Origin of the sequence: Xanthomonas sp. NCPPB 1754, assembly GCF_041475725.2 — a bacterium.
Taxonomy (GTDB): Bacteria; Pseudomonadota; Gammaproteobacteria; order Xanthomonadales; family Xanthomonadaceae; genus Xanthomonas; species Xanthomonas euvesicatoria.
Map to the genome: position 1 here is coordinate 2415894 of NZ_CM192982.1, position 14734 is coordinate 2430627.

The 14734-nt window shown below is 62.5% G+C and carries 14 protein-coding genes and 1 pseudogene; 11 read left to right on the plus strand and 4 right to left on the minus strand.

Annotation, left to right across the window (positions count from 1 at the left end):
• Positions 1-1051 precede the first annotated feature (1051 nt).
• The 3 genes from ACCQ15_RS10550 to ACCQ15_RS10560 all read left to right on the plus strand — a co-directional run bounded on the left by ACCQ15_RS10550 (position 1052) and on the right by ACCQ15_RS10560 (position 3265).
• Positions 1052-1327 carry a hypothetical protein gene (locus ACCQ15_RS10550; RefSeq protein ID WP_008571932.1) on the plus strand — a complete coding sequence of 92 codons (276 nt, stop codon included), beginning with the start codon at positions 1052-1054 and terminating at the stop codon, positions 1325-1327.
• Between the two features lie 214 nt (positions 1328-1541).
• Positions 1542-2564, plus strand: a complete 1023-nt coding sequence (locus ACCQ15_RS10555) for a sensor histidine kinase (protein ID WP_372381487.1) — start codon at positions 1542-1544, stop codon at positions 2562-2564.
• The gene (locus ACCQ15_RS10560; protein ID WP_372381488.1) at positions 2561-3265 is read left to right on the plus strand and encodes a LytR/AlgR family response regulator transcription factor; all 705 of its coding nucleotides are present in this window, start codon (positions 2561-2563) and stop codon (positions 3263-3265) included. Before ACCQ15_RS10555 ends, ACCQ15_RS10560 begins: the two co-directional genes overlap by 4 nt.
• Positions 3266-3409: 144 nt before the next feature.
• On the opposite strand, the gene ACCQ15_RS10565 is transcribed toward ACCQ15_RS10560, so the two are convergent.
• A complete protein-coding gene (locus ACCQ15_RS10565) occupies positions 3410-4783 on the minus strand; it encodes a serine hydrolase domain-containing protein (protein WP_372381489.1) in 1374 nt (457 codons plus the stop codon).
• Between the two features lie 393 nt (positions 4784-5176).
• Between ACCQ15_RS10565 and ACCQ15_RS10570 the strand changes: the two genes are divergently transcribed.
• The 3 genes from ACCQ15_RS10570 (at position 5177) to ACCQ15_RS10580 (ending at position 8180) form a co-directional block, all read left to right on the plus strand.
• Positions 5177-5593 (plus strand): hypothetical protein, encoded by a 417-nt coding sequence (locus tag ACCQ15_RS10570; RefSeq protein WP_011347345.1) that lies wholly within the window; start codon positions 5177-5179, stop codon positions 5591-5593.
• Complete coding sequence (locus ACCQ15_RS10575) at positions 5590-6903, plus strand: PQQ-dependent sugar dehydrogenase (protein WP_218560602.1); 1314 nt, start codon at positions 5590-5592, stop codon at positions 6901-6903. The genes ACCQ15_RS10570 and ACCQ15_RS10575 overlap by 4 nt, the downstream gene beginning before the upstream one ends.
• A 242-nt stretch (positions 6904-7145) precedes the next feature.
• Positions 7146-8180 carry a Gfo/Idh/MocA family protein gene (locus ACCQ15_RS10580; RefSeq protein WP_031422667.1) on the plus strand — a complete coding sequence of 345 codons (1035 nt, stop codon included), beginning with the start codon at positions 7146-7148 and terminating at the stop codon, positions 8178-8180.
• Between the two features lie 318 nt (positions 8181-8498).
• On the opposite strand, the gene ACCQ15_RS10585 is transcribed toward ACCQ15_RS10580, so the two are convergent.
• The 3 genes and pseudogenes from ACCQ15_RS10585 to ACCQ15_RS10595 all read right to left on the minus strand — a co-directional run bounded on the left by ACCQ15_RS10585 (position 8499) and on the right by ACCQ15_RS10595 (position 10069).
• The gene (locus ACCQ15_RS10585) at positions 8499-8777 is read right to left on the minus strand and encodes a hypothetical protein (protein ID WP_029819423.1); all 279 of its coding nucleotides are present in this window, start codon (positions 8775-8777) and stop codon (positions 8499-8501) included.
• 134 nt (positions 8778-8911) lie between these two features.
• Positions 8912-9079: pseudogene (locus ACCQ15_RS10590) on the minus strand (DedA family protein); the annotation flags it as partial.
• Positions 9080-9106: 27 nt separating this feature from the next.
• A complete protein-coding gene (locus ACCQ15_RS10595; protein WP_372381490.1) occupies positions 9107-10069 on the minus strand; it encodes a hypothetical protein in 963 nt (320 codons plus the stop codon).
• A gap of 683 nt (positions 10070-10752) precedes the next feature.
• Between ACCQ15_RS10595 and tssB the strand changes: the two genes are divergently transcribed.
• The 5 genes from tssB to tssE all read left to right on the plus strand — a co-directional run bounded on the left by tssB (position 10753) and on the right by tssE (position 14732).
• Positions 10753-11259, plus strand: coding sequence for a type VI secretion system contractile sheath small subunit (tssB, locus tag ACCQ15_RS10600; protein WP_218503211.1), 507 nt, complete (start codon positions 10753-10755; stop codon positions 11257-11259).
• Positions 11252-12772: a type VI secretion system contractile sheath large subunit gene (gene tssC, locus ACCQ15_RS10605; protein WP_041469632.1), complete on the plus strand. Its 1521-nt coding sequence runs from the start codon at positions 11252-11254 to the stop codon at positions 12770-12772. Before tssB ends, tssC begins: the two co-directional genes overlap by 8 nt.
• A 99-nt stretch (positions 12773-12871) precedes the next feature.
• On the plus strand, positions 12872-13375 hold the full coding sequence (locus ACCQ15_RS10610) for an Hcp family type VI secretion system effector (protein ID WP_008571946.1): 504 nt from the start codon (positions 12872-12874) through the stop codon (positions 13373-13375).
• Positions 13376-13407: 32 nt separating this feature from the next.
• Complete coding sequence (locus ACCQ15_RS10615) at positions 13408-14241, plus strand: type VI secretion system accessory protein TagJ (RefSeq protein ID WP_372381559.1); 834 nt, start codon at positions 13408-13410, stop codon at positions 14239-14241.
• Positions 14229-14732, plus strand: coding sequence for a type VI secretion system baseplate subunit TssE (gene tssE, locus ACCQ15_RS10620; RefSeq protein ID WP_008571949.1), 504 nt, complete (start codon positions 14229-14231; stop codon positions 14730-14732). Before ACCQ15_RS10615 ends, tssE begins: the two co-directional genes overlap by 13 nt.
• Positions 14733-14734 lie beyond the last annotated feature (2 nt).

Consider the following 14734-nt stretch of genomic DNA (forward strand, 5'->3'; position numbering starts at 1 on the left):
TTGGCGCAGAAGGACCCCGCGCCGGCGATCGCCAGCGAAGGCATTAATTTCACGCGTTATTCATTTCTCGACCGCTGCGCTTTTTCCCCACGAGTGCGCCCGCGGAGCATCTGAAAAATACGTTTGGTATTACTCAGTGCTTGCGAGATTGTTTAACGGCGCTATCTGAGATCTCTGAAATCTGAATGGACAGTTGCTATTCAGAGAGAAATCGCCCAAATAGGATCTGCCGATTTAATCCATAGCCAGAACGAATTAGAGGCGCATTAGCAGGTGAGCCTGCAGATTATTGTCGGAGCGTACTCAACAATAATGCGTCACAAATCTCGCGGGGCGACAATCCTAAATGCGACTGCGGTCTTCGTGAATCAGGGAATCGCATCCGCCTTGTCGGTGAAATCACTACGCTGGGTAGCGAATTCAAGCGCGAGTTAGCGGATCTAACGGGCTCTAGCACAGGACGTTCGTGGCCGGACTGATACGGCAAAATTATACTAATTTGCTCATTCCCTCTTGCCGATTCGTCGAATATATTTACGGGAATATAATAAGCAAGGTCAGGCGCAAACCCCCATTGTGCGTAATCCAGCACTTCAGGTGGGTCAAATTCACCAGTTCGCCACCTTGCTTAAACACCGGGCAGCAATTTCGAATAAATCTCGCAGCCTCAGGTCGTTGATCTTTCAGACGGGGGCGCAGCTGAATGGCGCGTGTTTTTTTCCTGTGTGTGGATTTAAATTCCGACACGCGCAGCTGCATTCCCCGACGGCAGGCCGGGTCAAACGCCAGCGATGACGCTTACCGTCATGGGCGGGAAGCGCATCGCCTGCCGCTGCGCGGCTGCGTCCGGTGTCGCCGTTCGGCGCACGCTGGCGGCCAGGTTCTGCCACGCCCCATCGCGGTTCCACATCACACAAGGCAGATCGCCGCGCAACGCCACCTGTGCCGGCGACAGGTTTGGCGATGCTCGCTGCAGCGCAGACTGCGATCGCGTAAACGGTTCAAGGTGTGCTGCTGCCGCGCTGACCGATCGTCGCTATGCTCGCTGGGGATGAGCACCACATCGCCCGAGGATCTGCTGACGATGGAAGGCACGCTGCATGGCATTGCCTATGCCGTGGTGGCCCGTCAGCTAGAGCGCCAGCGCGTGGTACTGGACACCTTGCAGGTAGGCGGGCAGTCGGTTCCGTTGACGGGCTCTCCCACCTTCGGTTCGCTGCAGGCTGCAGTGGACATCGGCAGCAAACTGGCCCGGCAATACATCGGCGAACTGCTGAAGAAGCAAACGCGCCCGCGCTCGACCCCGCCCGGCAACGCACAGGGCTAGCGCGCAGACGCCAGCACACGGCCACTGCGTTGTCGCCCGGTGCGATCAGCGATGCAGCGAGAAAGCATCGGCGGTCATCCACATCGTGCAATCGCCTTCACTCGGCCCTATTCTCTGCCCGGGCATCGGTGGCAACGCGTCGCTGGCATGCCGGACGGAGATGAGGCTGCGTGACAGAGGCAAGGAAAGACCCGGCATGCGCGGAGTAGGGCGCATGTTCTGGCTGATGCAGGCATTGGGCTGGTCGCTGTTCCTGGCGATTGCCTACGTGGCTCGGCCTAGCGAGGAAGCGGTGCCCGATGGGCTGCAGCTGGCCGCAGTGGCTGGCTTCAGCGTGGGCGGGTTGCTGGGTAGCCTGCTGCTGCGCCGGCTCTATCGAACACTGCAAGCCGATGGCTACGGCGAAGTGCGTTGGCTGGGCCTGTTGCTGGTTGCCAGCCTGCTGGCGGCGCTGGGTGTGGATGTGGCGGTCCACGGCGTACTGCTGGGCTTGCGCGGATTCTCGCCGGGGTTGATGGCGCTGTCCGAGGCGCAGCCGATGATCGCGGGCACGGCCCTGCTATGGCCGGCCTACATTGCCTGGAGCCTGCTCTACCTGTCGATCAGCAGACAGACGCGGCTAGCCGAAGCGACTCGCCACCAGAACGATCTGCGGCTGGCGCTCAAGGAGGCACAGTTGCAACGTCTGCCCGGCCATATCAGCCCGCATTTCACCTTCAACACGCTCAACAATATTCGAGCGCTCATCCTCATCGATCCAGAGCTGGCACGCGAACAGATCACCCGCTTCGCCAGCACGCTGCGCTACCAGTTCACCGGCGGCGAAGAAGCCCTGGTGACCGTGGACGAAGAAATGGCGGTCGTGCGCGACTATCTGGGCTTGGTCGGCATGCAACTCGGCAAGCGCCTGCGCTATGCCGAACACGTGGATGCAGCCGCATTGCTGCGACGGGTACCACGATTCTGCGTGCAGCTGCTGGTGGAAAACGCGATCAAGCACGGTCTGGGGCTCAGCAGCAGCGTCGGCGATCTGCAGGTAGGCATTGCCGTGCAGGATGATGCGCTGCATATCCATGTGCGTAACAGCGGGCAATTGCAAGCCGGCGGCAGCGGCGGCACGGGACTGGCGAACCTGCGGCAACGCCTGCAACTCTCGTTCGGATCACATGCCGGCCTGCAATTACATGAAGAAGGCACGTGTGTGGTGGCACATGTATGGATTGGAGAGGGCGCGTGATTGAAGCGGTGATCGTGGAAGATTCGGAGCTGGCCCGCTTCGAACTGGAGCATCAGCTCAAGGGTTACCCGCAGCTGCGTGTGCTGGGCCATGCCGATGATGTGGACAGTGCGGTGCAGTTGATCGAATCGGCTACGCCGGACGTGGTCTTTCTGGATATCGACCTTGCCGGCGGCAACGCGTTCGATGTGCTGGAGCGCCTGAGTCGGGTTCCGCGCATCATCTTCACCACCGCCTTCGACGCGCATGCGCTCAAGGCGTTCGGCTACAACACGGTGGACTACCTGCTCAAGCCAATCGAACCGCAGCGGCTTGCCCAGGCAATCGAGAAACTAGGCGACGCGGTTGCCGCCCCGCCGGTGCGGCGTGCGATGGACAGCGCCATCTTCATCAAGGACGGCGAGCGCTGCTTCCTGGTCAAGCCGCGCGATGTGCGGTTGATCGAGGCGGTCGGCAACTACAGCCGGGTGTACTTCCAGAACCACGCGCCACTGCTGTATCGGCCGCTCGGGGCGATTGAAACGCAGCTGGCGCCGGACAAATTCTTTCGCGCCAGCCGCAAGTACATCGTCAATCTGGACTTCGTGGAGCAGGTTGCACCGTGGAGCAACGGCGGCCTGATGCTGACCCTGCGCGGTGGGCTGGAAGTGGAAGTGTCCCGCCGCCAGAGCGCACGCTTCAGAGAGCTGCTTAGCCTTTAGCTTTCGGCGGTTTCTGGGTGGCTGGCAACGTGGGGGCAATTTGCCAGATCAGTGCCGATGGCGCACGCGAGCCACGGGGCATGCGTGTGGCATATGCCCACTCTGTGCACCGATTCCGCCGGAGGGCAGCCGCGCAGCCGCTTGTCAGTTGTCCCCGGTCGGTTCGCGAGTGCCGCTGCTGTCACCCATCAAGCGGTCGTGCATGGTCATGACTGCGTTGCCATTGCCGTCTTTGTTGAAGCTCAACGCATCCAGGCTCTCGTCCAGGTAGTAACGGCCGTCGGCATGCGGCAGCACGGCAACCGGGTCTTCTCCCTCGCGCTGCAGTTGCAGCGCGCCGTCCACTTCCGCAAGCACGCGTACATCATCTGCAGCAAAGCGATAACGGCCCAGCCATGCGCGGTCCTGGCTGCGCAGCGCGACCGTCGCCGCATAGGCATGCCCGGCGGCGATGGCGGCCAAACGCACGCTCAGGTTGGTCGGATCCAGGAACTCGGCATTGGTCAACACGGTCACGAAGACGTCCGGCTGCGTCACCCGCACCACATAGCTGTTGAAGCCGTTGATGAAGCCGCCATGCTCCACGTCGGCCATGCCGTTTACCTGGCCGATGATCCAGCCGAAGCCGTAGGGCGAGGCGCTGCCATCGGCCAACGTGGTCGTGCGCATCGCCTGCGCCAGCAGCGATGCCGACACCGGCAAGCCGTCGCGCAATGCGCGGTGCCAGATCGCCAGATCGTCCACCGTGCTGATCAGACCGCCCGCGCCTTGCGGCTGCGACATGCTGATGAAGTCGGCGTTCTGCAACTGGCCCTGCGCGCGGCGATAGCCATGCGCGCGTTTGGCGATCACGGTGAGATGGTCATCGTAGCGGGTATGCAGCATGCCCAGCGGCTGGAACAGCGACTGCTGCATATAGACCGGGTAGGGCTGAGCAGTGATACGTTCGATCAGATAGGTCAGCACGATGTAGTTGGAGTTGCTGTAGCGAAAGCGCGTGCCCGCAGCAAACTCCAGCGGCAGGTCCTTGAAATAGTTCATCAGGCTCCGCGCATCGGTGTCTTCCCGTCGCGCGGCGCGCGAGGCAGCGATGCTGCTGACATTCTTGATGCCGGAGGTATGCGTGAGCAGTTGCTGCACAGTGACCTTGGCGAGCGGGCCGCTCAGCGCCGGGTCCACTGACTCCAGGCAGGTATCCAGTTGCAGCTTGCCCGCCTGCACCAGTTGCAGTACCGCCATGGCGGTGAACTGCTTGCTGACCGAAGCCAGCCGCATTGCCGCGTCCGGTTGCATGGCCACGCCATTTTCGATGTCCGCCATGCCGTAGGCCCGGCGCAGCAGCACCTGATCGCCACGCGTCACCAGCACCACGCCGCCCGGCTGGCTGTCCTTGAAAAACGCAGCGGCCTCGCGCGCCAATTCGGCCGTGGCTGACGCCGGCGGTGTGGTTCCCGTCGCGCGGGTCGTGCCGGCCATGCTCAGCGCGGTAGCCAGCAGCATCATCGCAATTGTCTTCATACACCTGCTCCTTCAGTGGATGGAGCGCAGCTTGGAAGCGGAGCCGTGCAGCGCCCAGCGATGCATGACGTGCGGTCGAGACAGGCATCGAACGGTCGACGGAGCGGATGAGCGGGAGCCGTAAGTGACGATCTGCGCTGCACGTGGCCCGGCATCGTGTGGGGTCAGGGCGTGGGCGCTATGGATGCGGTGGCACCTCCCAGGCAGCCCGGCAGCAGGCTGCCCAGGGATCGAACGCGACAATAGATGCAGCCTGCGTGCGTTCGAAAGGCACCAGGCAGCGCCAGCTTCGGTTATCTGCACGGGCACGAATTGCGCCAATATCACGCTGCTCATCACATGCAAGCTGTCAGCATCGGGGGCACGTTTCGCCATTGCCCCAATGAGTCCGCTATGAATTCAACGACCGTTCCGGCCCGTCCATGGGCCGTCCACCCGTTCCACGCAGCCGTGCTCGGCGGTGTGTGGCCGCTGTTTCTCGGCGCCTTGCTCAGCGATTACGCCTACTGGAGCAGCTACCAGATCCAGTGGAGCAACTTCGCATCCTGGCTGCTGGTAGGCGCGATGGTGTTGACCACGATTGCGCTGGTGTGCGCCATCGTCGCGCTGGTGCGCGGAAGCCGTAACCTGATCTACATCATTGCGCTCATTGCTACGTGGATCGTGGGCTTTTTCGATGCCTTGCATCATGCCCGCGACGCATGGGCCGTCATGCCGGCAGCCCTGGCGCTGTCCGCGATTGCGACGTTGTTCGCATTGGTTGCGACCTGGGCAGGATTGTCCGGTCTGCGCGTAGGAGGTGCACGATGAAGCGTCAGACCACCAGTCTCATCACCGTCTCCATTCTTGCTGCAGCGCTGGCCGCATGCGGCAAGGCGCCGGAGGTCAGTCAGCGCGGCGCAACCCCGGAACTGCCGGAGCCGGATCGCGGCTTGCTGCCCGACATGAAGATTGCCGAGCCAACCGCCTGGAACGAGCGCAAGCCCACCGTGCCGGCAGGCTATCGCATCACCGCGATCGCCAAGGATCTTGGCATTCCGCGCCAGACACTGGTGCTGCCCAATGGCGACATCCTGGTGGCAGAAGGCCGTGGTGGCAGCGCGCCAAACCTCAAGCCAAAGGATGTCATTGCCGGCGCGATCAAGGCCAAGGGCACCTCCAAGGCCAAGAGCGGCAATCGCCTGACCTTGTTGCGCGATGCTGATGGCGATGGCACCTACGAACTGAAAACGGTGTTTGCCGACAAACTCAACGCGCCCTACGGGCTGGCGCTGATTGGCGAGGCGCTGTACGTAGCGAACCAGGATGCGTTGGTACGCTTCGAGTATCGGCAGGGCCAGACCCAGGCGAGCGGGGCGCCCACCAAGGTGACCGACCTGCCGTCGGCCATCAATCATCATTGGACCAAGGCGCTCACAGCCAGCGCGGATGGCCGCTATCTGTATGTGGCCATCGGCTCCAACAGCAACATCACCGAACGTGGCATGGCCGTCGAGCTCGACCGCGCGCAGATCTGGCAGGTGGATGCCGCAACCGGCGCGCACAAGCCGTACGCGACCGGTATCCGCAATCCCACGGCGCTGGCCATCCAGCCGGGTAGCGGTGCGTTGTGGGCAGTGGTCAACGAGCGCGATGAAATCGGCCCCAACCTGGTGCCGGACTACCTCACCTCGGTACGCGAAGGCGGTTTCTACGGTTGGCCCTACAGCTATTGGGGCAAGAACGTAGACGCGCGCGTCATGCCGCAAGATCCGCAGAAGGTGGCATCGGCGATCGTGCCGGACTATGCCCTGGGTTCGCATGTCGCCGCACTTGGCGTTGCGTTTTCTTCCAGCGCAATGGGCGCCAAGTTCGCCGATGGCGTCTTCGTCGGCGAGCACGGTAGCTGGAACCGAAATCCGCCGGTTGGCTACAAGGTCGTGTTCGTGCCGTTCCGCGACGGTCGCCCGGCAGGCGACCCAATCGACTTCGTGTCCGGCTTCCATGGCGAAGATGGCAAGACCCGCGGCCGGCCGGTGGGTGTCACGGTCGACCCGCGTGGTGCATTGATCGTTGCCGATGATCTGGCCAACATCGTCTGGCGCGTCACACCAGACGCCGCGGCCGCTGCGCCCCAGTAGGCAGGACCAGCCGCGCAGTGACGATCCCGGTGTTGCAGCTCCGGTATCGTCGCTGCAGTCGGCGATGCTGATTGCTGCTTCCAATGGGGCGCGATGTCGATTGCGTGCACTGTCATGCCATGAAGACTTCGCGCTCACTCAGGTGTCGATGCCCTGCAAGTGACGCATCCTGGGGAGCATCGTCGTTGACATCGTCGGCGCTTTGCTAGCATCACCACACCCCCGATGCAGAGCACATCCTCATGCTGCCGACCACATTCCCGACGCCGGACCTGTTCTTGCCAGGCCAGGGCGAACCGGCATTGCGCTGGGGCGTGCTGGGTCCCGGCAAGATCGCATCCGCATTCGTCGATGCCTTGCGTCGCAATACCCGCCAATGTCCATTCGCAGTGGCCTCGCGCAGCCGCGAACGTGCCCAGACGTTCGCCGATACCTGGGCGATGGAACACGCCTGTGACAGCTATGAGGCGCTCGTCCATCACCCGGACGTTGACATCGTCTACATTGCGACCCCGCACAGCGAACATCTGGAACATGGCCTGCTCGCACTTCGTGCGGGCAAGCATGTCCTGATCGAAAAGCCCATGACCACCTGCGCGCAGGACGCCCGCATCCTGGTGCAGGAAGCGCGTGCGCGCGGACTGTTCCTGATGGAGGCCATGTGGAGCCGTTATCTTCCACACACCTCGGTAGTGCGCAAGCTACTGGCAGATGGAGCGTTGGGCGATGTCCGCCACGTGTTCGCAGACCTGAGTCAAGCGGGGCCTCGCGATCCGTTGCATCGGCAACGCAATGCTTCACTCGGGGGAGGGGCGTTGCTCGACCTGGGCGTCTATACCGTGCAGTTCTCCTCGATGGTGTTGGGCGCGCCCAGCGCAATCACGGCCGTGGGCGCGCTCACCCAGACCGGCGTCGATGCCTATTCGACCGTGGTGCTGTCGCATGGCGGGCACGCGCAATCCACCCTGGTCAGTTCCATCGTGGCCCGTAGCAGCTCCACCGCCTATGTCACCGGTAGCGCCGGCCGTATCGATCTGGCAGGCGATTTCCATAACCCGACCACGCTGCGTCTGGTCGGCAACGGCGACGCCATCGAACCGTTGCTCTGGACCGACCCCACCGGTGTTGACGGCTATCGCGCGCTCTCCTGGCAAGCCACTGCAGCTGCTCGCTACATCGGCCAGGGATTGATGGAATCGCCGCTGCATCCGCTCGACGAGGTCATTCAGATCATGACGACTTTGGACGTGGCGCGCTCGCAGCTAGGGATGGTGTAGGACCGCAACCACCCGAGACGACGCGCGGGCAGGGCGGCCATCCATCCAGGAAGAATCTGCTCTTGGAGGACTGCAGGCAGAGGATCGCAGCACGTACCTCTGGTCAATGGCCGCGCATTCTCTGCACGCATGCATTGGCCATTTCAGCCAAGAACATTGTAGAACGGCCTGTTATTGTCCTGGTGGCAACGAGAAAGCGTCTGGCGCATGTCCCGCATTTCAAGATCATGAAAAAGGCGCCCCCACTACAGCAGGGGCGCCAGTCCAGTTGCGCGTTGCAGTGAGTCAATATTGCGGTGCAAGCAATCGAAACCAGACTTACTGCGGCAGATCGCACTTGAGTTTGCCGTCGACATAATACGGCTTGGGAACATCCGGATTCTTGCTCGTCTTCTCGAACACCACTTCAAACGAGCCGAGATCCGGCGTGCCGTTGCGCGATGTGCAGGCTTCCTGCAATTTCTTCTTCACCGCCGCGATGCCTGCATCGCGATTGGCGCCTTCGGCGCTGTTGGTCAGGTTGGCAACTTCGGCGTAGGCCATCGAGCTTAGCCCCATCAGGCAACCAGCCAGGATCATCGTCTGTAGCTGCTTCATACAATCTCCTTTGTCGTGTCGCTCATGCGCTGCAGCTACCCTGCAGCGCCGACAGCATAGGCGGTTCGCGTTAAGCGCTCGTGGGCACTGGAATCTGGCGCTTTCGGGTCATCAGCATCAGCAACGGCAGGCAGTCATCGTGCAACCGCAAGCGTCGCCCATGCAACCACGGCATAGCGTGCGGTCTTGGCAACGACCAGCAGAGGCACCACCGCACGCAGCGACTCGCGCATGACCCCAGCGGCGAGCGTTAACGGGTCGCCGATGACCGGCATCCAGCTCAGCAGCAGCGTCCATTTGCCATCTCCTAAGTTAGATGGGTCAAAGCCTCACGGCCGCTCTAGCTTCATGAGGAGCGCATTTGCCTTGGCCATGCGCGCTTGGACCGATGTCGAGGCGAGTGGGTCGAACCGCGCAACGACATTGCCGGAGCTGTCGCGTATCCAGATCGTTAATCCGACACCGAAACTCTTCGATAGCTCGCGCCAGGCGATAAGCTCCGCAAAGTCTTCGCCTGCCGAAGCGGTGGAGTACAACGACACAAATGGAGATTCGGCCAGAGCCCGATAAAGCATTGGTGCCTGTGACAGGGGCTGAGCTGGTTTGCGCCGGTAGACGGAGGACGCAAGCGGGCCGCGATCGAGTGGAGCGGCCAAGCTGCGGTAGTCGGTCCATATCTCGCGGAAAGGGCCGCCGTCGGCGGTGATCTTCAAGGTGCTGTCGACGACGTGAGTTGCTTCGTGCAGCAGCAGATACTCCAGAGCAGGAACCGCACCTGCATCCAGTTGAATGCGATATCCCGACGCGTCTGTAGTGAACAGGCGGGCATCCTTGCCGGTGAGAAAGTCGCTGAGCGAGGTGTCGAGGACATCTCCACGCAAGGTAATCTCGAAGAGCGGTTTGCCATCGGCGCCGTCGTACTCGCGTGTCAATGCCGTACCCGGGCTCCAGGGCGCATCAACGAAGCTCAGTCGCGCCAGACGCTGTTGCAGGATCTGACGGTGCAACGCAGGCAATGCGTCAATCGCGCGTTCGACCAAGGCCCACTCGCGGTCGCTTAGCTGATGCACCTGTGCACGCTGATCGGTACCAGAGAAGGCGCTCAGGCTGTCTTCGTGTGCAGGCTGGACCCGCGCGCGCAAGGACGTGCTGGACAGATCGACGTCCGCCTTCGGTGGCGTACCCGAGACCGGCGCGGGTGCGCCAGCCCAACCGACATTCGCACACATCAATAAAGACGCCAACAGGCAACCTGCCAATGGGCCAGACGTGTAGTTCGGCAAATCAGACATGAGAGGCACCCGACAGAGACGGTGTTGCATCCGTATGTAGCGGACAAGTGATGTAGTGCCCGTGGATCGTAGCCTAGGCGGCACGAGGTGAGGTCGTATGGCACCTATGCACGCATCCGATTGAAGCTATCTGCCCCGCAATAGTGCACTGATCATCTTGATGCCCAGTTCCATGTCCGCGTGCCTGCATGCAGGCAAGCGGACATTGCGCAGCGTGATCAGCGTCTTCGCCGCCATGCCATGACGCATGCTCGCATCGTGCCGCCTGCTCGCACGGTCTAACCACGGCGCGTGCCACGCGTGTCCATCTCGGAAATATGCCAGCGATTCGCTGTGCGCAAGATCCGACTCCCATCGAAGGCTGCGCGGACTGCGATTACCTGAACGAATGCGTGGCCGTGGGGATTGCCTCGCCGCTTGACGCAATGGGCAGCGGCTAGCCAGCGATTGGATGCCGCACGGAAGAAGCCAGCGCATTCGAGTGCTCCGCCGGCGTGCGCTGTGGTTGTCATTGGATCCTGCGGGAAAGCCCATCACGCACACCCATACCTGCCATCCCGGCGTTCGATTTCATTCCGCCGACGGCAACGCACACGATGCACATCCGGTGCAAGGGATACGCCTTTGCCACACGGCCGCTGCAACCGCAGCGTCCAGCAACCACGCAGATCATCGGAGGCCGCATGTCCGTTCGCAGCAGCAGTCAGAAGTTCATTGCCAGGAATCGCGCGCCTCGCGTGCAGATCGAATACGACGTCGAGATCTACGGCTCGCAGAAGAAGGTGCAGGTTCCGTTCGTCATGGGTGTGTTGTCGGACCTGTCCGGCGCCAATACAGAAAACCTGCCGGCGCTGGAAGCACGCGAGGCAGTGGAAATCGATATCGACAATTTCGACAGCCGGCTGCGTGCCATGCAACCGCGGGTGGCAATGAGCGTTTCCAACACCCTCACCGGCAGCGGCGAATTACCTGTCGATATCACCTTCGACAGCCTGGACGATTTTTCGCCCACCGCCGTGGTGAAAAAGGTGGCACCGCTGGCCGAGCTGCTGGAAGCGCGTACCCAACTGGCCAATCTGGGCACGTATCTCGACGGAAAGGCCGGCGCCGAGCGCTTGATCGCCGATGCGATCAAGGATCCCACCTTGCTGCGCTCGCTGGTCGCGGCCCCCAAGTCGACGGATGAGTAACCCCATGGCGACCCAGAATTCTTCCGCTGCCCAAGACCTTGCCGATGCCCAGCCGCAGCTAACCAGCCAATCCGACGACTTTGCGGCGCTGCTGACTCGCGAATTCCGTCCACGCAGCGAACGCGCCGGCGAAGAAGTGCGGTTGGCTGTGCGCACCCTGGCCGAACAGGTGCTGGAACGCAGCGACATCATCAGCGACGATCTCGCGCAGACCATCAATGCGTATGTTGCCGAGATCGACCGCAAGATCACCGAGCAACTCAACCTCATCCTGCACGCACCGCAGTTCCAGGCGCTGGAGGGTGCATGGCGCGGCCTGCATTATCTGGTGAGCAATACCGAATCGGACACGCAGTTGAAGATCCGCGTGCTCAACGTGTCCAAGAAGGAGCTCGCCAAGAACCTCAAGCGCTTCAAGGGCACCGCCTGGGACCAAAGCCCGGTGTTCAAAAAGATCTACGAAGCCGAGTATGGTCAGCTGGGTGGCGAACCGTATGGCTGCCTGATCGGCGATTACCACTTCGACCACAGCCCGCAGGATGTCGACACGTTACGCGGCATCAGCCAGATTGCGGCCGCCTCGCATGCGCCCTTCATCGCCGCTGCGGGTCCCGGACTGATGGGGATGGAAAGCTGGAGCGAGCTCTCCAACCCGCGCGATCTGGCCAAGATTTTTTCCACCCCCGATTACGCGGCATGGCGGTCGTTGCGCCAGAGCGAGGATGCCAAATACTTGGCGCTGGCCATGCCACGCACGCTGGCACGGCTGCCGTACGGCGCCAAGACCGATCCGGTGGAAGCGTTCGACTTCGAAGAAGACACCCAGGGCGCCGATTCGTCGCGCTACACCTGGCAGAACGCGGCCTATGCGATGGCGGTCAACATCAACCGCTCGTTCAAGCAGTACGGTTGGTGCACGCGCATTCGCGGCGTGGAGTCGGGTGGGGCGGTGGAAGGCCTGCCGACGCACACCTTCCCGGCCGACGATGGCGGTGTGGACATGAAGTGCCCGACCGAGGTCGCCATCACCGACCGCCGTTCGGCGGAACTGGACAAGATGGGCCTGATGCCGCTGGTGCATCGCAAGAACACCGACATGGCCGCCTTCATCGGTGCACAGTCGCTGGGCAAGCCCGAGGAGTACGACGACCCGGATGCCACCGCCAACGCAGCGCTGAGCGCACGGCTGCCGTATATGTTCGCCTGCTGCCGTTTCGCGCATTACCTCAAGTGCATCGTGCGCGACAAGATCGGCTCGTTCAGCACGCGCCAGCAAATGCAGAGCTGGTTGACCGATTGGGTGATGAACTACGTCGACGGCGACCCGGCCAATTCCAGCGAAGAAACCAAGGCACGCAAGCCCTTGGCCGCCGCCGAAGTGGTGGTCGAAGAGGTCGAAGGTAACCCCGGTTACTACACCTCCAAGTTTTACCTGCGCCCGCATTACCAGCTCGAAGGCCTGACGGTATCGCTACGCCTGGTCTCGCGCTTGCCATCGGCGCAAGCCGCCTGACCGGTTTCAGGCTTGGCTTTCAACACTAACGACCTGCGGCTGGCATAGCCGCCGGATCGGCTCTCCCTTTCCTGCACCACCCACCACTGGAGAAGTTCCATGGCTTTCGATATGCATCTCAAATTCGGCTCGGGCGACGTCGAGATCAAGGGCGCGTCCAACCATTCCAAGCACAAGGACGAAGTGCCGATCATTGCCTGGTCGTGGGGTACCAGCAACACCGGCAACCTGCACACCGGCGCTGGCTATGCGGCCGGCGGCAAGGCCAACGTGCAGGATATTTCCGTCACCAAGTACGTCGACAGCTGCTCCAACGCCTTGCTCAATGCCTGCTGCACGGGTGCGCGTGTGGATTCGGCCACGCTGTACGTGACCAACGCCACCGGCGAGCAGACCGACTACGTCACCATCGAGCTGAGCGAGGGCGTGATGATCACCTCGGTGTCCACCGGCGGCAGCGGTGGCGAAGATCGTCTGACCGAAAACGTGACGCTGCATTTCGGCAAGTTCAAGTACTCGTTCCAGCCGCAGGACGACAAGGGCAAGAAGCAGGGCGGCACCAAGGACTTCACCTTCAACATGCAGGAAGTGAAGAAGTCCTGAGCCAACGCAGTCCGACCGGAGCGCCAATGTCGATGTCCATCATCCATCCCGAACATGCCTGCGCCCGCCTGATCAAGGCAGACAATCCCGAGGCCTCGTTGGCGACCGCCAAGGAGTGGGTGCGGCAATGCCCGGCCGATGCCCAAGCGCGCATCGGCTTTTTCCAGCTGCTGGCCGTGGCGGGCGACTGGGAGCGGGCGCGGCAGCAGTTGCTGCTGGCGGCAGACCTGGATCAGGCCTGGATCGGCGTGGCTGGCGCGTATGCGCGCATCCTCGACGCCGAACTTGAGCGCGAGCAGGTGCTGGCCGGTCGGATGATGCCACTGATGCCTGGTCAGGTACCGCAGTGGCAACACGATCTGCTGCAGGCATTGCAACACGATCGCGACGGCGAGCCAGCGCAGGCCGCACGACGGCGTGCGCTGGCGCTGACTCAAGCCGATGCCATCGCGGGGCACGTCGATGGCGAACGTTTCGACTGGTTGGCGGACGCCGATCCACGGTTTGGGCCTTGCCTGGAGGTCATCCTCGAAGCGGGCTACGCCTGGCTGCCGTTCGCCCAACTGCGCAGCCTGCGTTTCGAGGTGCCTGGCAGTCTGCGCGACATGCTGTGGCAATCGGTGGAAATTCAATGGCGCGACGGCACGCACAGCCGTGGCGTGGTGCCTTGTCGTTACCCCGGCAGCCACCACAGCGACGACGGCGCGATCCGTCTCGGCAAGCGCACCACCTGGCAGGGCGAAGACCTGTCTGCCTGCGGTCTGGGGCAACGCCTGCTGGCCGGCAGCGAAGACGACTACCCCTTGCTCGATATTCGCCATATTGCATTCGACACCGCCGCGGTGGCAGCGCCATGGCCGAACTGACCCAACAAGAGCGGCTGCAGCCCTCGCTGCTGGACCGTTTGATCGACGACCGTCGGCATGAGCTGGCCGAGAGCCGCGACGCGCGCGCGATCGGTCCGGCCAAGCTGCGCGACTGCGTCATGCGCGACCTGACCTGGTTGCTCAACTGCACCCGCCATTGGCATGAGGACGCGCTGCAAGCGTATCCGCATGTCGCCACCTCGGTGCTCAATTACGGCATTCCCGATCTGGCCGGCGCGCGCCTGGCCGGACTGGACGTGGTCGAGCTGCAGAACCGCATCCACGCCGCCATCGTGGCGTTCGAGCCGCGGCTCGCTGCGGCCAGCCTGCAGGTCACCGCCAAGGTCGATACCGGGCGCATGGACCGCATGTCGCTGTCCTTCGTCATCGACTCCGAACTCTGGGCGCAGCCATTGCCATTGGCGCTGTATCTGCGCACCGATCTCGACCTGGAAACCGGTCGCTTCAGTCTGTCGTCCGGAGCGCACTGAGC